The sequence below is a fragment of the Pseudomonas extremaustralis genome (genome assembly GCF_900102035.1).
GTDB lineage: Bacteria > Pseudomonadota > Gammaproteobacteria > Pseudomonadales > Pseudomonadaceae > Aquipseudomonas > Aquipseudomonas extremaustralis.
Genome location: NZ_LT629689.1, coordinates 3,449,906 through 3,471,577 on the forward strand (window position 1 = coordinate 3,449,906; position 21,672 = coordinate 3,471,577).

Annotated in this window: 21 protein-coding genes; 14 read left to right on the forward strand and 7 right to left on the reverse strand. The window is 60.9% G+C overall.

The window, feature by feature from the left end; all coding sequences use genetic code 11:
• Nucleotides 1–36: 36 nt before the first annotated feature.
• The 6 genes from ydcS (at nucleotide 37) to BLR63_RS15870 (ending at nucleotide 7,539) form a co-directional block, all read left to right on the forward strand.
• A complete protein-coding gene (ydcS, locus tag BLR63_RS15845) occupies nucleotides 37–1,188 on the forward strand; it encodes a putative ABC transporter substrate-binding protein YdcS (protein WP_010563470.1) in 1,152 nt (383 codons plus the stop codon).
• A gap of 120 nt (nucleotides 1,189–1,308) precedes the next feature.
• Nucleotides 1,309–2,343, forward strand: a complete 1,035-nt coding sequence (locus tag BLR63_RS15850; RefSeq protein ID WP_010563469.1) for an ABC transporter ATP-binding protein — start codon at nucleotides 1,309–1,311, stop codon at nucleotides 2,341–2,343.
• Nucleotide 2,344: 1 nt separating this feature from the next.
• Nucleotides 2,345–3,274, forward strand: coding sequence for an ABC transporter permease (locus BLR63_RS15855; RefSeq protein WP_010563468.1), 930 nt, complete (start codon nucleotides 2,345–2,347; stop codon nucleotides 3,272–3,274).
• Nucleotides 3,264–4,073 (forward strand): ABC transporter permease, encoded by an 810-nt coding sequence (locus BLR63_RS15860; RefSeq protein WP_010563467.1) that lies wholly within the window; start codon nucleotides 3,264–3,266, stop codon nucleotides 4,071–4,073. Before BLR63_RS15855 ends, BLR63_RS15860 begins: the two co-directional genes overlap by 11 nt.
• A gap of 59 nt (nucleotides 4,074–4,132) precedes the next feature.
• Nucleotides 4,133–5,557, forward strand: coding sequence for a gamma-aminobutyraldehyde dehydrogenase (locus tag BLR63_RS15865; RefSeq protein ID WP_010563466.1), 1,425 nt, complete (start codon nucleotides 4,133–4,135; stop codon nucleotides 5,555–5,557).
• Between the two features lie 356 nt (nucleotides 5,558–5,913).
• Nucleotides 5,914–7,539, forward strand: a complete 1,626-nt coding sequence (locus BLR63_RS15870) for a glucan biosynthesis protein D (protein ID WP_010563465.1) — start codon at nucleotides 5,914–5,916, stop codon at nucleotides 7,537–7,539.
• 71 nt (nucleotides 7,540–7,610) lie between these two features.
• On the opposite strand, the gene BLR63_RS15875 is transcribed toward BLR63_RS15870, so the two are convergent.
• From BLR63_RS15875 to BLR63_RS15885, 3 genes are all read right to left on the reverse strand, one after another.
• Nucleotides 7,611–7,796, reverse strand: a complete 186-nt coding sequence (locus tag BLR63_RS15875; RefSeq protein WP_010563464.1) for a hypothetical protein — start codon at nucleotides 7,794–7,796, stop codon at nucleotides 7,611–7,613.
• 271 nt (nucleotides 7,797–8,067) lie between these two features.
• Nucleotides 8,068–9,174, reverse strand: coding sequence for an NADH:flavin oxidoreductase/NADH oxidase (locus BLR63_RS15880; RefSeq protein ID WP_010563463.1), 1,107 nt, complete (start codon nucleotides 9,172–9,174; stop codon nucleotides 8,068–8,070).
• A gap of 224 nt (nucleotides 9,175–9,398) precedes the next feature.
• On the reverse strand, nucleotides 9,399–11,300 hold the full coding sequence (locus BLR63_RS15885; RefSeq protein WP_010563462.1) for a potassium transporter Kup: 1,902 nt from the start codon (nucleotides 11,298–11,300) through the stop codon (nucleotides 9,399–9,401).
• Between the two features lie 313 nt (nucleotides 11,301–11,613).
• Between BLR63_RS15885 and rimO the strand changes: the two genes are divergently transcribed.
• From rimO to tsaA, 5 genes are all read left to right on the forward strand, one after another.
• Nucleotides 11,614–12,954 carry a 30S ribosomal protein S12 methylthiotransferase RimO gene (gene rimO, locus BLR63_RS15890; protein WP_010563461.1) on the forward strand — a complete coding sequence of 447 codons (1,341 nt, stop codon included), beginning with the start codon at nucleotides 11,614–11,616 and terminating at the stop codon, nucleotides 12,952–12,954.
• Between the two features lie 101 nt (nucleotides 12,955–13,055).
• The gene (locus tag BLR63_RS15895; RefSeq protein ID WP_010563460.1) at nucleotides 13,056–13,529 is read left to right on the forward strand and encodes a GNAT family N-acetyltransferase; all 474 of its coding nucleotides are present in this window, start codon (nucleotides 13,056–13,058) and stop codon (nucleotides 13,527–13,529) included.
• Nucleotides 13,530–13,600: 71 nt separating this feature from the next.
• Nucleotides 13,601–14,311, forward strand: a complete 711-nt coding sequence (locus tag BLR63_RS15900) for an rRNA pseudouridine synthase (RefSeq protein ID WP_010563459.1) — start codon at nucleotides 13,601–13,603, stop codon at nucleotides 14,309–14,311.
• Nucleotides 14,312–14,379: 68 nt separating this feature from the next.
• A complete protein-coding gene (locus BLR63_RS15905; RefSeq protein ID WP_010563458.1) occupies nucleotides 14,380–14,841 on the forward strand; it encodes a YehS family protein in 462 nt (153 codons plus the stop codon).
• 3 nt (nucleotides 14,842–14,844) lie between these two features.
• Nucleotides 14,845–15,540: a tRNA (N6-threonylcarbamoyladenosine(37)-N6)-methyltransferase TrmO gene (tsaA, locus tag BLR63_RS15910; protein ID WP_010563457.1), complete on the forward strand. Its 696-nt coding sequence runs from the start codon at nucleotides 14,845–14,847 to the stop codon at nucleotides 15,538–15,540.
• A 116-nt stretch (nucleotides 15,541–15,656) separates the two neighbouring features.
• Here the strand turns inward: tsaA and fpr are convergent, their stop codons facing one another.
• Complete coding sequence (gene fpr, locus BLR63_RS15915; protein ID WP_010563456.1) at nucleotides 15,657–16,436, reverse strand: ferredoxin-NADP reductase; 780 nt, start codon at nucleotides 16,434–16,436, stop codon at nucleotides 15,657–15,659.
• Between the two features lie 124 nt (nucleotides 16,437–16,560).
• On the opposite strand from fpr, the gene BLR63_RS15920 reads away from it, so the two are divergent.
• Nucleotides 16,561–17,487, forward strand: coding sequence for a LysR family transcriptional regulator (locus BLR63_RS15920; RefSeq protein WP_010563455.1), 927 nt, complete (start codon nucleotides 16,561–16,563; stop codon nucleotides 17,485–17,487).
• 3 nt (nucleotides 17,488–17,490) lie between these two features.
• Here the strand turns inward: BLR63_RS15920 and BLR63_RS15925 are convergent, their stop codons facing one another.
• The 3 genes from BLR63_RS15925 to BLR63_RS15935 form a co-directional block, all read right to left on the reverse strand.
• Complete coding sequence (locus BLR63_RS15925; RefSeq protein WP_010563454.1) at nucleotides 17,491–17,853, reverse strand: diacylglycerol kinase; 363 nt, start codon at nucleotides 17,851–17,853, stop codon at nucleotides 17,491–17,493.
• A gap of 75 nt (nucleotides 17,854–17,928) precedes the next feature.
• Nucleotides 17,929–18,579, reverse strand: a complete 651-nt coding sequence (erdR, locus tag BLR63_RS15930) for a response regulator transcription factor ErdR (protein ID WP_010563453.1) — start codon at nucleotides 18,577–18,579, stop codon at nucleotides 17,929–17,931.
• A 253-nt stretch (nucleotides 18,580–18,832) separates the two neighbouring features.
• Nucleotides 18,833–19,552, reverse strand: a complete 720-nt coding sequence (locus BLR63_RS15935; RefSeq protein ID WP_010563452.1) for a tRNA-uridine aminocarboxypropyltransferase — start codon at nucleotides 19,550–19,552, stop codon at nucleotides 18,833–18,835.
• A gap of 177 nt (nucleotides 19,553–19,729) precedes the next feature.
• On the opposite strand from BLR63_RS15935, the gene BLR63_RS15940 reads away from it, so the two are divergent.
• Nucleotides 19,730–20,170, forward strand: coding sequence for a PA3611 family quorum-sensing-regulated virulence factor (locus BLR63_RS15940; RefSeq protein ID WP_010563451.1), 441 nt, complete (start codon nucleotides 19,730–19,732; stop codon nucleotides 20,168–20,170).
• 376 nt (nucleotides 20,171–20,546) lie between these two features.
• Complete coding sequence (locus BLR63_RS15945; protein WP_010563450.1) at nucleotides 20,547–21,659, forward strand: LOG family protein; 1,113 nt, start codon at nucleotides 20,547–20,549, stop codon at nucleotides 21,657–21,659.
• Nucleotides 21,660–21,672: the final 13 nt, after the last annotated feature.

Consider the following 21,672-nt stretch of genomic DNA (forward strand, 5'->3'; position numbering starts at 1 on the left):
ACTGCCCCGACCATAATTAAAGAAGAGGGATTACCCATGTCCGCGCATAAGACCGCACTGCTCAGTGCCCTGACCACCGCGCTGCTGGCCAGCGCCAGCCTTCAGGCCGCCGAACCGCTCAAGGCGGTGGGCGCTGGCGAAGGCCAATTGGATATCGTCGCCTGGCCCGGTTATATCGAACGTGGCGAAAGCGACAAGGCTTACGACTGGGTCACCGGTTTCGAGAAAGAAACCGGCTGCAAGGTCAATGTGAAAACCGCCGCCACCTCTGACGAAATGGTCAGCCTGATGGCCAAGGGCGGTTATGACCTGGTCACCGCGTCGGGGGATGCCTCGCTGCGGTTGATCGTCGGCAAGCGTGTGCAACCGATCAATACCGCCTTGATCCCCAACTGGAAGAACATCGACCCGCGCCTCAAAGACGCGCCGTGGTACGTGGTCGGCCAGCAGACCTACGGCACCCCGTACCAATGGGGCCCGAACGTGTTGATGTACAACACCAACGTGTTCAAGACCGCACCCACCAGCTGGAATGTGCTGTTCGAGGCGCAGAACCTGCCGGACGGCAAACCGAACAAAGGTCGCGTGCAAGCCTACGACGGCCCGATCTACATCGCTGATGCGGCGCTGTACCTCAAGTCGACCAAGCCGGAACTGGGCATCCAGAGCCCGTACGAGCTGACCGAAACCCAGTACAAAGCCGTGCTCGACCTGTTGCGCGCCCAGCAACCGTTGATCCACCGCTACTGGCACGACACCACCGTGCAAATGAGCGACTTCAAGAACGAAGGCGTGGTGGCCTCCAGTGCCTGGCCGTATCAGGTCAATGGCCTGGTCAACGAGAAACAGCCGATTGCCTCGACAATCCCGAAAGAAGGCGCCACCGGCTGGGCCGACACCACCATGTTGCACAGCGAGGCCAAGCACCCGAACTGCGCCTACAAATGGATGGACTGGTCGCTGCAACCCAAGATCCAGGGCGATGTCGCGGCCTGGTTCGGCTCCCTGCCAGCAGTGCCGGCGGCGTGCACCGGCAGCGAACTGCTCGGCGCCGAGGGCTGCAAGACCAATGGGTTCGACCAGTTCGAGAAGATCGCCTTCTGGAAAACCCCGCAGGCTGAAGGCGGCAAGTTCGTGCCGTACAGCCGCTGGACCCAGGACTACATCGCGATCATGGGCGGCCGCTAGCCCGCCCCTGTGGGAGGGGCTTGCTCCCTCCCACCTTGAGCCCATTCACCGATAGTTTGTTTTTTCAGAAGTCCAGGCCGGGCCGCTGCGACGGCCCGCGCCTTTTGGGAGCACCGCACCATGACGCTTGCAGTCCAATTCACCCACGTTTCCCGTCAATTCGGCGAAGTGAAGGCCGTTGACCGGGTTTCCATCGATATCCAGGACGGCGAGTTCTTTTCCATGCTCGGGCCTTCAGGTTCAGGCAAGACCACGTGCTTGCGCCTGATCGCCGGGTTCGAGCAGCCGAGCGCAGGCTCGATCCGTATCCATGGCGAGGAAGCCGCCGGCTTGCCGCCGTACCAGCGCGACGTGAACACCGTGTTCCAGGATTACGCGCTGTTCCCCCACATGAATGTGCGCGACAACGTGGCCTATGGCCTCAAGGTCAAAGGCGTGGGCAAGAGCGAGCGCCTCAATCGCGCCGAAGAAGCCCTGGCCATGGTCGCCCTCGGCGGCTATGGCGAGCGCAAGCCGGTGCAACTCTCCGGTGGCCAGCGCCAGCGCGTGGCCCTGGCGCGCGCGCTGGTCAATCGCCCGCGCGTGTTGCTGCTGGATGAACCGCTGGGCGCCCTCGACCTCAAGTTGCGCGAACAAATGCAAAGCGAGCTGAAAAAGCTGCAACGCCAGCTCGGCATCACGTTCATCTTCGTGACCCACGACCAGACCGAAGCGCTGTCGATGTCCGACCGCGTGGCCGTGTTCAACAAGGGCCGCATCGAACAGGTCGACACCCCGCGCAACCTTTATATGAAACCGGCCACCGCATTCGTCGCCGAATTCGTCGGCACCTCCAACGTGATTCGCGGCGAACTGGCCCAGCGCCTCAGCGGCAGCGCGCAGCCGTTCTCGATCCGTCCCGAACACGTGCGCTTTGCCGAAGGCCCGCTGGGGGCCGACGACGTGGAAGTCAGCGGCCTGCTGCATGACATCCAGTACCAGGGCAGCGCCACCCGCTATGAACTGAAACTGGAAAACGGCCAGGCGCTGAACATCAGCCAGGCCAACAACCAGTGGCTGGACATCAGCAACGGCTATCAGGTCGGCCAGCCCATCACCGCACGCTGGGCGCGGGAAGCCATGACCCCGCTGACCGACAGTGCAGGCGAGGTGTGACATGAGCCTGGCCCTTTCCCAACCGCCGATGCGCAGGTTTTCCAACCTGCTGTACCGCAAGCCCAATCTCTACCTGGCGATGCTGCTGGTACCGCCGCTGATCTGGTTCGGCGCGATCTACCTGGGGTCGTTGCTGACCCTGCTGTGGCAAGGCTTCTATACCTTTGACGACTTCACCATGGCGGTCACGCCGGACCTGACCCTGGCCAACTTCGCCGCGCTGTTCCAGCCGTCGAACTTCGACATCATCCTGCGCACCTTGAGCATGGCGATCGTGGTGTCGATCGCCAGCGCCATCATCGCGTTCCCGATCGCCTACTACATGGCGCGCTACACCACGGGCAAGACCAAGGCGTTTTTCTATATCGCGGTGATGATGCCGATGTGGGCCAGCTACATCGTCAAGGCCTATGCCTGGACCCTGCTGCTGGCCAAGGGCGGCGTGGCGCAGTGGTTCGTGCAGCACCTGGGGCTGGAGCCACTGTTGCAGTTCGTGCTGGGGATTCCCGGCGTGGGCGGCAGCACCTTGAGCACTTCGCACCTGGGGCGCTTCATGGTGTTCGTCTATATCTGGCTGCCGTTCATGATCCTGCCGATCCAGGCGTCGCTGGAGCGTTTGCCGCCGTCGTTGCTGCAAGCTTCCGCCGACCTGGGCGCCAAGCCGCGCCAGACCTTCATGCAGGTGATCCTGCCGCTGTCGGTGCCGGGGATTGCCGCCGGTTCCATCTTTACGTTCTCGCTGACCCTGGGCGATTTCATCGTGCCGCAACTGGTCGGCCCGCCGGGCTACTTCGTCGGCAGCATGGTGTACGCCCAGCAAGGCGCCATCGGCAACATGCCCATGGCCGCGGCGTTCACCCTGGTGCCCATCGTGCTGATCGCGGTGTACCTGTCCATCGTCAAACGCCTGGGGGCCTTCGATGCACTCTGAGAAATCATCCATCGGCTTGAAGATCGCGGCCTGGGGCGGCTTGGTGTTTCTGCACTTCCCGATCCTGATCATCTTCCTGTATGCCTTCAACACCGAGGAAGCCGCGTTCAGCTTTCCGCCCCAAGGGTTTACGTTGAGGTGGTTCAGCGTGGCCTTCGCCCGCCCGGACGTGCTCGAAGCGATCAAACTGTCGCTGCAGATCGCCGCCATCGCCACCCTGATCGCCATGGTGCTCGGCACACTGGCCTCGGCGGCGTTGTATCGGCGCGAGTTCTTCGGCAAGCAAGGTGTGTCGTTGATGCTGATCCTGCCGATCGCGCTGCCGGGGATCATCACCGGTATCGCCCTGCTGGCGACCTTCAAGACGCTGGGCATCGAGCCGGGGATGTTCACCATCATCGTCGGCCACGCGACCTTCTGCGTGGTGATCGTCTACAACAACGTTATCGCCCGCTTGCGCCGCACTTCCCACAGCCTGATCGAAGCCTCGATGGACCTGGGTGCCGACGGCTGGCAGACCTTCCGCTACATCATCATGCCCAACCTCGGCTCGGCGCTGCTGGCCGGCGGCATGCTGGCGTTTGCGCTGTCGTTCGACGAAATCATCGTCACCACCTTCACCGCCGGGCATGAGCGCACCTTGCCGCTGTGGCTGCTCAACCAATTGAGCCGCCCACGGGATGTGCCGGTGACCAACGTGGTGGCGATGCTGGTGATGATCGTGACGATGTTCCCGATCCTGGGTGCCTATTACCTGACCCGTGGCGGTGAAAGCGTGGCCGGGAGTGGCGGTAAATAACGTTTCCATTGAACCCGGTTTTTTCAGGGCAATAACAATAGTTTCCGGAGGACTAAAGCATGCAAACCAAACTCTTGATCAACGGCCAACTGGTCGAAGGCGAAGGCCCGGCGCAGGCCGTATTCAACCCGGCATTGGGCCGCGTACTGGTGGAAATCAACGAAGCCAGCGAAGCCCAGGTCGATGCCGCCGTGCGGGCCGCCGACGCGGCTTTTGAAAGCTGGTCGCAGACCGCGCCCAAGGATCGTTCGCTGCTGCTGCTGAAACTGGCGGACGTGATCGAAGCCCACGGCGAAGAGCTGGCCAAGCTGGAATCGGACAACTGCGGCAAACCCTACAGCGCCGCACTGAACGACGAGATCCCGGCGATTGCCGACGTGTTCCGCTTTTTTGCCGGTGCCAGCCGCTGCATGAGCGGTTCGGCCGGCGGCGAGTACCTGCCGGGCCACACCTCGATGATCCGTCGCGATCCGGTGGGTGTCATCGCGTCCATCGCGCCGTGGAACTACCCGCTGATGATGGTCGCCTGGAAAATCGCCCCCGCCCTGGCCGCCGGTAATACCGTGGTACTCAAGCCGTCGGAACAAACCCCGCTGACCGCGCTGCGCCTGGTCGAACTGGCGTCGGAGATTTTCCCGGCCGGCGTGCTCAACCTGGTCTTCGGCCGTGGGCCTACCGTGGGCAACCCGCTGGTGACCCATCCGAAAGTGCGCATGGTGTCCCTGACCGGTTCCATCGCCACCGGCGCGAACATCATCGCCAGCACCGCCGACAGCGTGAAACGCATGCACATGGAGCTGGGCGGCAAAGCACCGGTGATCATCTTCAACGACGCGGACATCGACGCGGCCGTGGAAGGCATTCGCACCTTCGGCTTCTATAACGCCGGCCAGGACTGCACCGCCGCGTGCCGGATCTACGCCCAGGCGGATATCTACGATGCGTTTGTCGAGAAACTCGGTGCAGCCGTGGCAAGCATCAAATACGGCCTGCAGGATGACCCCGACACCGAGCTGGGCCCCCTGATCACGGCGCAACACCGTGACCGCGTGGTCGGGTTCGTCGAACGCGCCGTGGCGCAGCCCCATATCCGCCTGATCACCGGCGGCAAGGCGGTGGAAGGCAATGGCTTCTTCTTTGAACCGACCGTACTGGCCGATGCGCAGCAGGACGACGAAATCGTGCGCCGCGAGGTGTTCGGGCCGGTGGTGTCGGTGACCAAGTTCACCGACGAAGCGCAGGTGCTGGGCTGGGCCAACGATTCGGACTACGGCCTGGCGTCGTCCGTATGGACCGCCGACGTGGGACGCGCCCATCGCTTGGCCGCACGCTTGCAGTATGGCTGCACCTGGGTGAACACCCACTTCATGCTGGTCAGCGAAATGCCACACGGCGGTCAGAAACTGTCGGGGTATGGCAAGGACATGTCCATGTACGGGCTGGAGGACTACACCACCGTTCGCCATGTGATGTTCAAGCACTGACCCTCGCGCTGATGCCTTAACGGTAGGAACAAGCTTGCTCGCGAAGAACGCCAACGCTAATGCGGAGCATCCGATTAGACGCGGTGTCCAGGCGCCTTTCGCGAGCAAGTCCCCTTTTCCACATTGGATCTTCACAATTGCTGGGTAATGTGCCCCCCACAGCCCGGAAATGTCTTGTCGCATTTGCCAAGCCATCATCCCGCCATCAATCATTTTTCCTACGCCATCGAACCGCTTAAGCTATCCGGCGTCTGTTTAATGTCCGTTGCGTTTGGCCGAAGGTATGTCCGAACCGTTATCTCTGATCCAGCACGTGCCAGGGCCGGCGCGGGATTTGCTCACGACAGGTTGTCTCTATGCACCGCAGGAATTTGCTCAAAGCGTCCATGGCCATTGCGGCTTACACCGGTTTATCGGCCAGCGGCCTGTTGGCTGCGCAAGCCTGGGCCGGCAACCGTGCCGCCGACGGCAAGGCCGTGGCGTTCGATTTCGAAACACTGAAGGCCCAGGCCAAGCAGCTCGCCGGGACCGCGTATAAAGACACTAAACAGGTGCTGCCGCCCACCCTGGCGAACATGACGCCGCAGAATTTCAACGCTATCGGCTACGACGGCAAGCATTCGCTGTGGAAGGAATTGAACGGCCAACTGGACGTGCAATTCTTCCACGTCGGCATGGGTTTCAAGACGCCGGTGCGCATGCACAGCGTCGACCCCAAGACCCGTGAGGCCCGCGAAGTGCATTTCCGCCCTTCGCTGTTCAACTATGAAAAAACCACGGTCGACACCCAGCAACTGACCGGCGACCTGGGCTTCTCAGGCTTCAAGTTGTTCAAGGCGCCGGAACTGGATCGCCATGACGTGCTGTCGTTTCTCGGCGCCAGCTACTTTCGCGCGGTGGATTCCACTGGCCAGTACGGCCTTTCCGCACGCGGCCTGGCGATCGATACCTACGCGAAAAAACGCGAGGAATTCCCCGACTTCACGCAGTTCTGGTTCGAAACCCCGGACAAGAACGCCACGCGCTTTGTGGTCTACGCCCTGCTCGACTCGCCCAGCGCCACCGGCGCCTATCGCTTCGATATCGACTGCCAGGCCAACCAGGTGGTGATGGCCATCGACGCCAACATCAATGCGCGCACCGCCATCGAACAACTGGGCATCGCACCGATGACCAGCATGTTCAGCTGCGGCACCCACGAGCGGCGCATGTGCGACACCATCCACCCGCAAATCCACGATTCGGATCGCCTGGCAATGTGGCGCGGCAATGGCGAATGGATCTGCCGTCCGCTGAACAACCCGGCCAAGCTGCAGTTCAATGCATTCGCCGACACCGACCCCAAGGGCTTCGGCCTGGTGCAGACCGACCATGAGTTCGCCAGCTACCAGGACACCGTGGACTGGTACAGCAAGCGCCCGAGCCTGTGGGTCGAACCGACCACCGCGTGGGGCGAAGGCTCGATCGACCTGCTGGAAATCCCCACCACCGGCGAGACCCTGGATAACATCGTGGCCTTCTGGACCCCGAAGACGCCCGTGGCGGCCGGTGACTCACTCAACTATGGCTACAAGTTGTACTGGAGCGCGCTGCCACCGGTGAGCACACCGCTGGCGCAAGTCGACGCGACCCGTTCCGGCATGGGCGGTTTCACCGAAGGCTGGGCGCCGGGCGAGCACTACCCCGAGGTCTGGGCACGGCGGTTTGCCGTGGACTTCAAGGGCGGCGGCCTGGATCGACTGCCACCGGGCACCGGCATCGAACCGGTGGTGACCTGTTCCAATGGCGAAGTGAAAGACTTCAGCGTGCTGGTACTCGACAACATCAAGGGCTATCGCATCCTGTTCGACTGGTACCCGACCAGCGACAGCGTAGAGCCGGTGGAACTGCGCTTGTTTATCCGCACCCAGGACCGCACGTTGAGTGAAACCTGGTTGTACCAGTACTTCCCGCCGGCACCGGCGTTGCGTAAGTACAGCTGAGGCAAGCAGTGGGAGCGAGCGTGTGGTGGCGAGGTAGCTCGCTCACCACCACATGCCCGTATGCGCACGGTTCAGAACCGCGACACGGTCTTCATCGCGCCGATCAGATAGCGCATCGCCACCTGATCGCTCTCGGTCAGGCCGCGGTAGTGCTCCAGCAATTCAGCTTCGTCCGAACTCAACCTTCGACCGCGCAGAGACACTCTGCGGGTCAGAAAAGACGCCACCACACCCGCTACACCATAGGACTTGGCCATGGACTGTTTCTCCTGATATCGAACAAATACTCCTGATGCCCATTACCCGCGTCCCGTGAAGCGCAATACCTTCGTGGGCAAACCGACTGACTTCCTGGGCCAGAAATCAGACTTACCCTAAGCGTAGAAACAATCCCGTGACACGTGGGATTTTTTTAGAGTATTCACTTAAAAAATCTGTTTCGGTAACAAATACCTACAGCCGCATCCCACAGCATCCAGCAATAAAAAACCCACCGGGTCAGGGTGGGTTCGGGTTACGCGCGAAGGCTCAATCCCTCAGGTCAGACTCATGAATCGGTTGATCCCGGTGGGTCGCCCGTTGGTACTGCGCCGGCCAGGTCGCCTTGCGCCCGCCCAGGTCATCGTCGGCATGCAGCGGCCAGTACGGATCGCGCAGCAGCTCGCGGGCCAGGAAGATGATGTCGGCCTGGCAGGTGCGCAGAATGTGCTCGGCCTGGGCCGGTTCGGTGATCATGCCCACCGTGCCGGTGGCGATGCCCGCCTCCTTGCGCACCCGCTCGGCGAAACGCGTCTGGTAGCCGGGGCCGATGGGGATCTCGGCGTTGGCGGCGGTGCCACCGGAGGACACGTCGATCAGGTCCACGCCCAGGGCTTTGAGGCGGCGCGCCAGTTCCACGGTTTCATCCGGGTTCCAGCCATCTTCCACCCAGTCGGTGGCCGACACGCGCACGAACAGCGGCAGGTCCTGGGGCCAGACTTCGCGCACGGCTTCGGTCACCTGCAGCACCAGGCGGATACGGTTTTCAAAGGAGCCACCGTACTGGTCTTGACGCTGATTGCTGATGGGCGAGAGGAATTGATGCAGCAGGTAACCGTGAGCGGCGTGGATCTCCACCACCTTAAAACCGGCGGTCAACGCGCGCTTGGCGGCGGCGACGAAGTCGGCGATCACTTGCTGGATCTGCGCGTCGTCCAGGGGCCGGGGTTGCGTGTGGTTCGGGTCAAAGGCAATCGGTGAAGGCCCCACCGGCACCCAACCGCCCTCTTCCGACTTGAGGCTGCCGGATTTGCCGATCCACGGCCGATGGGTGCTGGCCTTGCGCCCCGCGTGGGCCAATTGAATCCCGGCCACGGCGCCCTGGGCAGCGATAAAGCGCGTGATGCGTTGCAGCGGGGCGATCTGTACGTCGTTCCACAGGCCCAGGTCTTCGGCGGTGATACGGCCCTCGGCGGTGACGGCGGTGGCTTCGGTGAATATCAGCCCGGCACCGCCGACGGCACGACTGCCGAGGTGGACCAGGTGCCAATCGTTGGCCAGGCCATCGACGCTGGAGTATTGGCACATCGGCGACACGGCAATGCGGTTGAGCAGGGTCAATTGGCGCAGGGTATAGGGTTCGAGCAACTGACTCATGGCGCACCTCTTCTTGGCTTTTTGGGTACTTCTGTAGGAGCGAGCTTGCTCGCGAAAGTCTCATTGGCGCCGCGTTTATCCAGGATCGACGCGTTACCGTTAAGGTTTTTCGCGGGCAAGCCCGCGCCTACACAACAGTGCTTAGAGCCTAGTCGACAACGATCGATTGCACAGGGTTCAGAAGGAAAACGGGAGCCGATTGCCGGCTCCCGTGATGCAGCCGCTTACATTTCGACCTGGGTACCCAGCTCGATCACCCGGTTGACCGGGAGCTTGAAGAACCGCAGGTTGCCGTTGGCGTTCTTCAACATGAACGCGAACAAACCTTCGCGCCAGCGGGCCATGCCCTTGATCCGCGAGGCGATGACCGTTTCGCGGCTGAGGAAGTACGTGGTGCGCATCGGGCTGAAATCCAGATCGTCCAGATGGCACAGTTTCAGCGCTTCGGGCACGTCCGGTTCGTCGGTGAAACCAAAGTGCAGGATCACCCGGAAGAAGCCTTCGCCGTAGGAATCCACCTCGAACCGTCGTGCGGCGGGTACCCGCGGAATGTCTTCATAGACCACCGTCAGCAACACCACCTGCTCATGCAACACCTGGTTGTGCAACAGGTTGTGCAGCAGCGCATGGGGCACCGCATCGGGCCGCGCGGTGAGGAACACGGCAGTGCCCTGCACGCGATGGGGGGGCTGCACGCGGATACTGCTGATAAAGATCGGCAGCGGCAGCCCGCCTTCGTCGAGGCGGTCCATCAACAGTTCCTTACCGCGCTTCCAGGTGGTCATCAGGATGAACAACACAATCCCCGCCAATACCGGGAAAGCGCCGCCCTGGACGATTTTCGGCACGTTGGCGGCGAAGAACAGCCCATCGACCAACAGGAACCCGATCAGCACCGGAATCGCCAGCACTGGTGGCCATTTCCACAGCAACAACATCACCGCCGACACCAGGATGCTGGTGATCAGCATGGTACCGGTCACCGCCACGCCGTAGGCCGACGCCAGGGCGTTGGAGGACTCGAAGCCCAGCACCAGCAGGATCACGCCGACCATCAGCGACCAGTTCACCGCGCCGATATAGATTTGCCCCTGTTCGGCGCTGGACGTGTGCTGAATATGCATGCGCGGAATGTAGCCCAGTTGGATCGCCTGACGGGTCAGGGAGAACGCACCGGAAATCACCGCCTGGGAGGCAATCACCGTGGCCAGCGTGGACAACACCACCAACGGAATCAGCGCCCAGTTCGGCGCCAACAGGTAGAACGGGTTGCGTGCCGCCTCAGGGTTTTCCAGCAGCAGCGCACCTTGGCCGAAATAATTGAGCACCAGCGCCGGCAGCACCAGGGCAAACCAGGCGCGGGCAATCGGCTTGCGTCCGAAGTGGCCCATGTCGGCGTACAACGCCTCGGCACCGGTCAAGGCCAGCACCACGGCGCCGAGAATCGCCACGCCCATGCCAGGGTGGACCATAAAGAAACGCACGCCCCATGCCGGGTTGAGCGCATTGAGCACCTCCGGGTGCTGGCTGATGCCATGCACGCCCAGGCCCGCCAGCACCAAGAACCACAGCACCATGACCGGCCCGAACAGCTTGCCGATACGGTCGGTGCCATGTTTCTGGATCAGGAACAGCCCCACCAGCACCACCAGGGACAACGGCACGACCCAGCGTTCAAGCCCCTCGAAAGCCAGTTCCAGGCCTTCTACCGCCGAGAGCACCGAGATCGCCGGGGTGATCATGCTGTCGCCGTAAAACAGCGCCGCGCCGATCAACCCGAGAATCACCAGCACCGAGCGCAGCTTCGGATACGGCGACGCCGCCCGCCGCGCCAACGCGGTGAGGGCCATGATGCCGCCCTCGCCCTGGTTGTCGGCGCGCAGGATGAACAACACGTATTTGATCGAAACGACCCAGATCAACGACCAGAAGATCAGCGCCAGGATCCCGAAGACTCCGTCATGGTTGACCTGAACCCCATAACCGCCACTGAACACCTCTTTAAGGGTGTAGAGCGGACTGGTCCCGATATCGCCGTAAACCACCCCGACCGCTGCCACCAGCATGCCAATCGGCTTGGCATTGGAATGCTCGCCACCCGCTGCCTGACTACTTGCCTGACCCATCAACCACTCCTGCCCTTTGACCCGAGGTCTTTTATAAACAAAGCATCTAAGCTGACCTTAGCATGCGCTGTTTTACTTCTCGTAACAGACGTTTTGTTGACCCAAGGATTTCACCCGTGTGCAACGGCGCGAAGCATAGCGCAGCACTCGTCGCATTTCCCTGCATAAAGCTGGTCAAGTGCGTTGCCCGTCGCTAGAATTGCGCACTTTTTGATCAGAGGCACAAAAGCATCCTCTCTCACGAGTGCGCTAAGTGCCCGTCTACCGCCTTGTCGTGCCCGACTGGCGGCGTCATTCAATACCGAGGTTAGACATGTCCACCACCATCGCAAAAGCCAACCCCAAGGTCGGCTTTGTTTCCCTGGGCTGCCCGAAGGCTCTGGTCGACTCCGAACGCATCCTGACGCAATTGCGCATGGAAGGTTATGACGTCGTGTCCACTTACCAGGACGCGGACGTGGTGGTGGTCAACACCTGTGGCTTCATCGACTCGGCCAAGGCGGAGTCCCTGGAAGTGATCGGCGAAGCGATCAAGGAAAACGGCAAGGTCATCGTCACCGGCTGCATGGGCGTGGAAGAAGGCAATATCCGCAACGTGCACCCCAGCGTACTGGCCGTGACCGGCCCGCAGCAGTACGAGCAGGTGGTCAACGCCGTGCACGACGTAGTGCCGCCGCGCCAGGACCACAACCCGCTGATCGACCTGGTGCCGCCCCAAGGCATCAAGCTGACCCCGCGCCACTATGCGTACCTGAAGATTTCCGAGGGCTGCAACCACAGCTGCAGCTTCTGCATCATCCCGTCGATGCGCGGCAAGCTGGTCAGCCGCCCGGTGGGCGACGTCCTGGACGAGGCCCAGCGCCTGGTCAAATCCGGCGTGAAGGAATTGCTGGTGATCTCCCAGGACACCAGCGCCTATGGCGTCGATGTGAAATACCGCACCGGTTTCTGGAACGGCGCGCCGGTGAAAACCCGCATGACCGAACTGTGCGAAGCCCTGAGCAGCCTGGGCGTGTGGGTGCGCCTGCACTACGTTTACCCGTACCCGCACGTGGACGAACTGATCCCGTTGATGGCCGCCGGCAAGATCCTGCCGTACCTGGACATCCCGTTCCAGCACGCCAGCCCCAAGATCCTCAAGGCCATGAAACGCCCGGCCTTCGAAGACAAGACCCTGGCGCGCATCAAGAACTGGCGCGAAATCTGCCCCGAGCTGATCATCCGCTCGACCTTTATCGTCGGCTTCCCTGGCGAAACCGAGGAAGACTTCCAATACCTGCTGGACTGGCTGACCGAAGCGCAGCTGGATCGCGTCGGTTGCTTCCAGTACTCGCCGGTCGAAGGCGCACCGGCCAACCTGCTGGACCTGCCCGTGGTGCCGGATGACGTCAAGCAGGACCGTTGGGAGCGTTTCATGGCGCACCAACAGGCCATCAGCTCGGCGCGCCTGCAACTGCGTATCGGCAAGGAAATCGAAGTGCTGATCGACGAAGTCGACGAGCAAGGCGCCGTGGGCCGTTGCTTCTTCGACGCGCCGGAAATCGACGGTAACGTGTTTATCGACGATGCCAGCGGTTTGAAGCCGGGCGACAAGGTCTGGTGCACCGTGACCGATGCCGACGAATACGACCTGTGGGCCGAAAAGCGCGACTGATCGTAAAAAAGTGAAAAAGCCCTGCCTCTGGACAAGATGCGGGGCTTTTTTAGGTCTATCGTTTGGCCCACCAGCACAGATCAACGCAAGGGGCCGCGGGCATGCGTCAGCATTCGGTTATCCACACACCAAAAAGCAGCGACTACGCGCAATTGACCCGCATCTGGGAGGCGTCGGTGCGGGCCACCCACGACTTCCTGCCGGACAGTTACATCGAGCTGCTGAAAAACCTGGTGCTGACCCGTTACCTGGACGCCGTCATGCTGATCTGCACCAAGGACTCACGCCAACGCATCACCGGGTTCGCCGGAGTGGCCGCCGGCAAGGTCGAAATGCTGTTTATCGACCCGCAGCACCGGGGCCAGGGCCTGGGCCGGCAATTGCTGCGTTATGCGATCGAGCGCATGAACGCCGACGAACTGGACGTCAACGAACAGAACCCCCAGGCCCTGGGCTTTTACTTCAAGCAGGGCTTCGAGGTGATCGGCCGCACGGAGCATGATGGCCTGGGGCAGCCGTATCCGCTGCTGCACATGCGTTTGCGCCAGGTGCAGCAAGAGGCGCGCCAGGGCTAAATGAAATGGGGCCGGGATTAACCGCGCCCACACAGGTACAATAGCCGCCCCCTTTTGTTACGGCCCTTGTCATGACTGACCCCATACGCCTCTCCAAACGCCTTATCGAACTGGTCGGTTGCTCCCGTCGGGAGGCTGAGCTGTTTATCGAAGGCGGCTGGGTCTCGGTGGACGGTGAAGTGATCGACGAGCCGCAGTTCAAAGTCTCCACCCAGAAGGTCGAACTGGACCCCGAAGCCAAGGCCACCGCGCCGGAGCCGGTGACCATCCTGCTGCACGCCCCGGCCGGCGTGGATGCCGAGACGGCGATGGCGTCGATCAGCGCGCAGACCCTGTCCGAAGAACACCGCTTCAGCAAGCGCCCGCTCAAGGGCCACTTCCTGCGCCTGAGCGCCAGCGCCGACCTGCAAGCCAACGCCAGCGGCCTGCTGGTGTTCACCCAGGACTGGAAGATTCTGCGCAAGTTGACCGCCGATGCCGCCAAGATCGAACAGGAATACGTGGTGGAAGTCGAAGGCGACATGGTCGCCCACGGCCTCAACCGCCTCAACCATGGCCTGACCTACAAAGGCAAAGAGCTGCCGGCAGTGAAAGCCAGCTGGCAGAACGAAAACCGCCTGCGCTTTGCGATAAAGAACCCGCAACCGGGCGTGATCGCCCTGTTCTGCGAAGCCGTTGGCCTGAAGGTCGTCGCCATCCGCCGCATCCGCATCGGCGGCGTATCCATCGGCAAGGTGCCGGTGGGCCAGTGGCGTTACTTGTCCGGCAAAGAGAAGTTCTAAGCCGCTTCCCCTTTCCAGGCATCGCCCCACTTGGCGCTGCCCACCGTTGAAAACCAGGATTGCCCACCATGATTCACAATGACGTACTGCGCAGCGTGCGCTACATGCTCGACATCAGCGACAACAAGATGGTCGAGATCATCAAGCTCGGCGGCATGGACGTGAGCAAGGAAGACCTGCTGACTTACCTCAAGAAAGACGAGGAAGAAGGCTTTGTGTTCTGCCCGGACGAGGTCATGGCCCACTTCCTCGACGGCCTGGTGATGTTCAAGCGCGGCAAGGACGAAAGCCGTCCGCCGCAGCCGATCGAAACCCCGGTGACCAACAACATCATCCTCAAGAAGCTGCGCGTGGCCTTCGAATTGAAGGAAGACGACATGCACGCCATCCTCAAGGCCGCCGAGTTCCCGGTGTCCAAGCCTGAACTGAGCGCGCTGTTCCGCAAGTTCGGCCACACCAACTACCGCACATGTGGCGACCAGTTGCTGCGTAACTTCCTCAAGGGCCTGACCCTGCGGGTTCGTGCGTAAGCCATGAGTTATCAGGTCTCACCCGTCGGCTTCGTGCGCTCCTGCTTCAAGGAGAAGTTCGCCATCCCGCGCCAGCCGCAACTGGCGCCCGCCGCCCGGGGCGTGCTGGAGCTGGTGGCGCCGTTCGACCAGGGTGAGGCGGTACAGGGCCTGGAACAGGTCAGCCATGTATGGCTGCTGTTTCTGTTCCACCAGGCTCTGGAAGACAAGCCACGCCTCAAAGTGCGCCCACCCCGCCTGGGCGGCAACACCTCCATGGGCGTGTTCGCGACCCGCGCGACTCATCGCCCCAACGGGATAGGCCAGTCGGTGGTCAAGCTGGACAAGGTCGAGCCGGGCCGGTTGTGGATTTCCGGGATCGATTTGCTCGATGGCACACCGGTATTGGATATCAAGCCGTATGTGCCGTATGCCGACATTGTCGACAACGCCACCAACAGCATCGCCAGTGCGGCGCCGCAGTTGATTGCGGTGCAGTGGCTGAAGACGGCGCTGCAGCAGGCACAAGGCCACGCCCAGCGCCTTGGCGAGCCATTGGTGGCGTTGATCGATCAATGTCTGGCGCAGGATCCACGGCCGGCGTACCAGACGCCCGGACCTGAACGCGAATATGGGGTGCAGTTCTGGGATGTGGATGTGCGCTGGCACTATCCCGAGGCGGGCGTCATCTGTGTGCTTGAAGTGATTGCAGCTGAATAAACCGAAAAGCAATGTGGGAGGGGGCTTGCTTCCGATAGCGCGGGTCAGTCAACGGATGCATTGACTGACACTCAGCTATCGGGAGCAAACCCCCTCCCACATTTTTTTGACCGCGTTTACTTCTCGACGAAGGCGCGCTCGATCAGATAGTCACCCGGCTCACGCATCCGTGGCGAAACCTTCAGGCCGAAGCTGTTCAACACTTCGCTGGTCTCGTCCAACATGCTTGGGCTGCCGCACAGCATGGCGCGGTCGTCCTCGGGGTTGATCGGCGGCAGGCCGATATCGCGGAACAGCTTGCCACTGCGCATCAGGTCGGTCAGACGCCCCTGGTTTTCGAACGGCTCGCGGGTCACGGTGGGGTAGTAGATCAACTTTTCACGCAGGGCTTCGCCGAAAAATTCGTTCTGCGGCAAGTGCTCGGTGATGAATTCGCGGTAGGCGACTTCGTTGACGTAACGCACGCCGTGGCACAGGATCACTTTTTCAAAGCGCTCGTAGGTTTCCGGGTCCTGGATCACGCTCATGAACGGCGCCAAGCCAGTGCCGGTGCTGAGCAGGTACAGGTGTTTGCCCGGCTTCAAATCGTCAAGCACCAGGGTGCCGGTCGGTTTTTTGCTGATGATGATCTCGTCGCCTTCCTTCAAATGCTGCAATTGGGAAGTCAGCGGGCCATCCGGCACCTTGATGCTGAAGAACTCCAGATGCTCTTCCCAGTTCGGGCTGGCAATGGAGTAAGCGCGCATGAGCGGGCGGCCGTTGGGCTGTTGCAGGCCGATCATCACGAACTGACCGTTCTCGAAGCGCAAGCCCGGATCGCGGGTGCACTTGAAGCTGAACAGAGTGTCGTTCCAGTGATGAACACTGAGGACACGCTCGTGGTTCATGTTGCTCATGTACGGGGGACTCCTGGAGATGGGTCTGCGCCAAAGATAAGGCGCGCAATTGCACAGTATTCTAATGGCGGCGACAATATCTGTTAACTGGATTATTAAGATAAGGGTTATCGGTTATATCGATATGCGATTTACTCTCCGTCAACTGCAAGTCTTCGTCGCCGTCGCCCAGCAGGAAAGCGTCTCACGCGCTGCTGGCCTTCTGGCCTTATCTCAATCCGCCGCCAGCACGTCGATTACCGAGCTGGAGCGTCAATCCAGCTGCCAATTGTTCGACCGCGCCGGTAAACGCCTGAGCCTCAACGCCCTGGGCCGTCAACTGTTGCCCCAGGCCGTGGCGCTGCTGGACCAGGCCAAGGAAATCGAAGACCTGCTCAACGGCAAATCCGGCTTCGGTTCCCTGGCGGTCGGCGCGACGCTGACCATCGGTAATTACCTAGCCACACTGCTGATCGGCAGCTTCATGCAGCAACACCCCGAAAGCCAAGTGAAGCTGCATGTACAGAACACTGCCCATATCGTGCACCAGGTGGCGCACTACGAAATTGACCTGGGTCTAATCGAAGGTGACTGCAGCCACCCGGATATCGAGGTACAGACCTGGGTGGAAGACGAGCTGGTGGTGTTTTGCGCGCCACAGCATCACCTGGCCAAGCGCGGCGTAGCCACCATGGAAGAATTGACCCATGAAGCCTGGATTCTACGGGAACAAGGCTCAGGGACGCGCCTGACGTTTGACCAGGCCATGCGCCATCACCGCAGTGCGCTGAATATCCGCCTAGAGCTGGAACACACCGAGGCGATCAAGCGGGCAGTGGAGTCGGGGTTAGGGATTGGCTGCATTTCGCGCCTGGCGCTGCGCGACGCGTTCAGGCGTGGCAGCCTGGTGCCGGTGGAAACGCCGGACCTGGACCTGGCCCGGCAGTTTTACTTCATCTGGCATAAACAGAAGTACCAGACCTCGGCCATGCGCGAGTTCCTGGAACTGTGCCGCGCTTTCACCGCTGGGGTTCAGCGCAGCGATGAAATCGTGCTGCCCAGTATTGCCTGAGCCTTAGACCAGAATCACGGCCCACACCAGGGTGATCATGGTCAGTGCCACGAATTGCGCGGCGCTGCCCATGTCCTTGGCGTTTTTCGACAAAGGGTGGCGGTCCAGGGAAATACGGTCGATCGCCGCCTCCACTGCCGAATTGAGCAATTCAACGATCAAGGCCAGCAGGCACACCGCAATCAGCAACGCCCGCTCCACCCGGCTGACATGCAGGAAAAAACTCAGCGGGATCAGGATAACGTTGAGCAACACCAGTTGGCGGAACGCCGCCTCGCCGGTGAAGGCCGCGCGCAGGCCATCCAGAGAATACCCCCCTGCATTGAAGATACGTTTGATACCGGTTTGACCCTTGAAAGGCGACATAGATGTAGGCAACTGAACCAAAGAAGTGGGAAAACTAGATCACGCAAAGTCAAAAAAGCGTGAATCGTTGACAGCTCAATGCTGCGAAATTGACTCAAGTTGTTGCAAGAGCAGCGCCGCCTGGGTACGGGTACGCACGCCCAGCTTGCGGAATATTGCCGTTACATGCGCCTTGATAGTCGCTTCCGACACGCTCAGCTCGTAAGCGATCTGCTTGTTCAACAGCCCTTCGCAGACCATGGTCAATACCCGGAACTGCTGGGGCGTCAGGCTGGCAAGGCCATCACGGGCTGTCTTGGCTTCTTCGGACACGTTGATGTCTTCAAACGCCTGCGGCGGCCAGGACACATCGCCATTCAACACTTTGCGCACGGCGTTCTGGATGTCCTCCATGGAGCTGGACTTGGGAATGAAACCGCTGGCGCCGAACTCCTTGGAGCGCACCACCACGTCGGCTTCTTCCTGGGCCGAGACCATCACCACGGGGATTTGCGGGTACTGCCCGCGCAACAACACCAGCCCCGAGAAACCGTAGGCACCGGGCATGTTCAGGTCGAGCAGTACCAAGTCCCAATCGGATTTTTCGGTGAGGCGGGCTTCCAACTCGGCAATGCTGGCCACTTCGACCAAGCGGACATTCGGGCCAAGGCCCAAGGTCACCGCCTGATGCAGCGCACTGCGAAACAACGGGTGGTCATCGGCTATCAGGATTTCGTATGTGGCCATTGATTAAATGATCCTGGTTTTTATGGCAGCCCTGACGGGGTTCAGGGCTCGCCATTACACAAGGCGACGGCCAGGCAGCCATCGCGACAGGGTACGTTCAACGTCAAAAGCACTTTAAACGACGTCATAAATTCACGGTTGCACCCCAATCGGCGCCCAGCATGCCCAGCGCAGCCTGGAGGGTCAAGCACTACACCCACGGGCATGTTAGCGAGCGACAGATTTACAGTGCCATCATGCAAACGTCGCCTGGTTATACCGCCGGTATGTAGGGTGCCAGACGAGTATGGACGATATCCTCCGGGTGCAGGGGCAGTTGAAACTTGGCGGCCAGATAATGGGTACTGAATACATCGAGGTAGGCGTCCAATACTTCGCTGGCAGTGCCGTCGCCGGCCAGTTCCAGGCACAACGCGGCGACTTCGGCGGTGCAAAAATGGTCATCACGCTTGGAACGACGCAGTTTGTAGCGCGAGAGCTGCTCGGGCGCCAGGCTCAATACCGGCAAATGCTCCAGATAGGGGCTTTTACGGAACATCTTGCGCGCCTCGCTCCAGGTGCCATCCAACAGGATAAACAAAGGGCGCTTGCCTTCATCCACCATCACCGTGCTGACGACACGCTCGGGCGCCACGAACTCGCCGGGAAACACGATGTAGGGCTGCCACTGTGGGTCAGCGAGCAGCGTGAGCAGATCCGGGTCGACTTCGGTGCGCGACCAGGCGAATGCCGTGGTGTCGTCGATCACATCGGCAATCAGCCAGCCCGTGTTGCTGGGCTTCATGGGTTCGACGTCGTGCATCAACAGGCACATGGCGCAATTGGCTTGGACTTTGGGCCGCCAGGCGCACAGGCAGTATTCAGGGATGACCCGACAGCCGGAACAGCGTTCGGCACGGGAGCCTCGATTGAGGAAGGGCCTCACGGCCCTTGCCAGGCGCTGGGTACGCAGGCGGGAGACGGCGTGGCTCATTGGATGCGCCGCAGAAACGGGTAAATCGACACGGGAAAAACTCGTGGAAGACGAAAGTCGCCGCAGTTTACCAGCGATACGCCTGGCTGTAGTGGCAAGGGGTCACCTATAATCGCGCGCCACTGAACGCACAGCGCAGTGGCTGGTCTATGCACCAAACCGAATCAGGAGAATGTAATGCTGCGTTCCATGTTGCGTCTTGTCGCCCCGTCCGTCGCCCTTGCGCTGCTCCTGCCCTTGGGCGCCCGGGCGGCCTCGCTGCTGGAGGCCCAAATGAACAGGAAGCTGCAAAGCGTCGCAGCTGAAAGCAACAAGGACCTGCCCCGGGAAATCGACGAAAAAACCCTGGAAGTGGCCTACACCGTTGAAGGTATGCAACTGATCGATCACCTGAGCGTCATGCCTGACCGCGCCGAAAAAATGCGCGCCAACCCCAAGGCGGTGTACTTCCAGCTGGGGCAAGCCGTCTGCCTGAACAGCGGCTATCGCGAACTGATGGCCAAAGGCGCGGTGATGCGCTACGAAATCACCGAGAACAAGACCAACCGTCCCGTGGCGTCGGTAAAGTTCATCGAAGCGGATTGCCCGGCGCCGGCTGCACAGAAGAAGAAAAAGTAATCATCGTCTGACCTTCGCGCGCGGCTGCCCAGCGGCGCGCACTCCCCTGCTGTAACTTCCCGCAACCCGTTGAACGCCTCTTTGAATGAACGATAAGCGGTTGCCAGCCAAGGGGATTTCGGACCATGATCGAGTCATCCCAGCCGCCCTTTCACAATGGTTTCCACGCCGTCCTGTAACATTTTCAGGGCAAAAGAAAGTTGTCCTCCTGCGACGTGCAGTGCAAAGGTTTTTAAATCACAAGGAACATACAGAGCCCGTTTGCCGACTGGCGAACATGTGCAATGCCTTGGGCATGCAGCGACACATGCAGTGTCGTGGTCCCCGGACGAATCTCTCGCCGCCGGCCCAGTCTCTGTGAAGAAGGAGAAGTTGAATGCCTTACGAACCGAATGACAGCCTGCTTCGGTATTTTGAAGAAAATGAGGCCGACCTCACGCAGCAGGTCGAAACTCAACTCCAGCTGATCGCTCCCAATAGCCCGAATATCCCCTTGTATCGCGACATGATCCTCACCGTGCTACGCATGGCCCAGGACGATCGCGACCGCTGGAACGCCAAAATCACCCTACGGGCCATCCGCGAACTGGATTACGCCTTTCGCGTACTGGAACAGTTCAAGGGCCGGCGCAAGGTCACCGTGTTCGGCTCGGCCCGTACCCCGGTAGAAAGCCCGCTGTATGCCCTGGCCCGGGAAGTGGGTGAGACACTGGCGCGCTCGGACCTGATGGTCATCACCGGCGGCGGCGGCGGCATCATGGCCGCGGCGCACGAAGGCGCAGGCCTGGAACACAGCCTGGGCTTCAACATCACCCTGCCCTTTGAACAGCACGCCAACGCGACCATTGACGGTACCGAGAACCTGCTGTCCTTTCACTTCTTCTTTATCCGCAAACTGTTCTTCGTCAAGGAAGCCGACGCACTGGTGCTGTGCCCAGGCGGTTTCGGCACCCTGGATGAAGCCCTGGAAGTCCTGACCCTGATCCAGACCGGCAAGAGCCCCTTGGTGCCAGTGGTACTGCTGGATGCTCCAGGTGGCGGTTTCTGGCAGGGCGCCCTGGACTTTATCCACAATCAGCTGGAAGCCAACCGCTACATCCTACCAACCGACCTCAAGCTGTTACGGCTGGTGTATAGCGCGGAAGAAGCCGTGGAGGAGATCAACCAGTTTTATGCCAACTTCCACTCCACGCGCTGGCTGAAACGTGAGTTTGTGGTGCGCATGAATCACCCGCTCAGTGATCGGGCGCTGGCCTATTTGCAAAGCGAGTTTGCCAGCCTGCGGCTCAGTGGTGAGTTCCAGCAACTGGCCTATACCGGTGAGGAGCATGATGAGCCGAGATTCAGCCATTTGACGCGGCTGGTGTTCAACTTCAATGGGCGGGATCAGGGCCGCTTGCGGGAGTTGGTGGATTACATCAACTTGCCGGAGAACTGGGCGCAAGCAGAAGGAAAAACCCAGCAGCGGGCTGCGCCAGAGCCAGCGTGATTTTTGAAGGAAA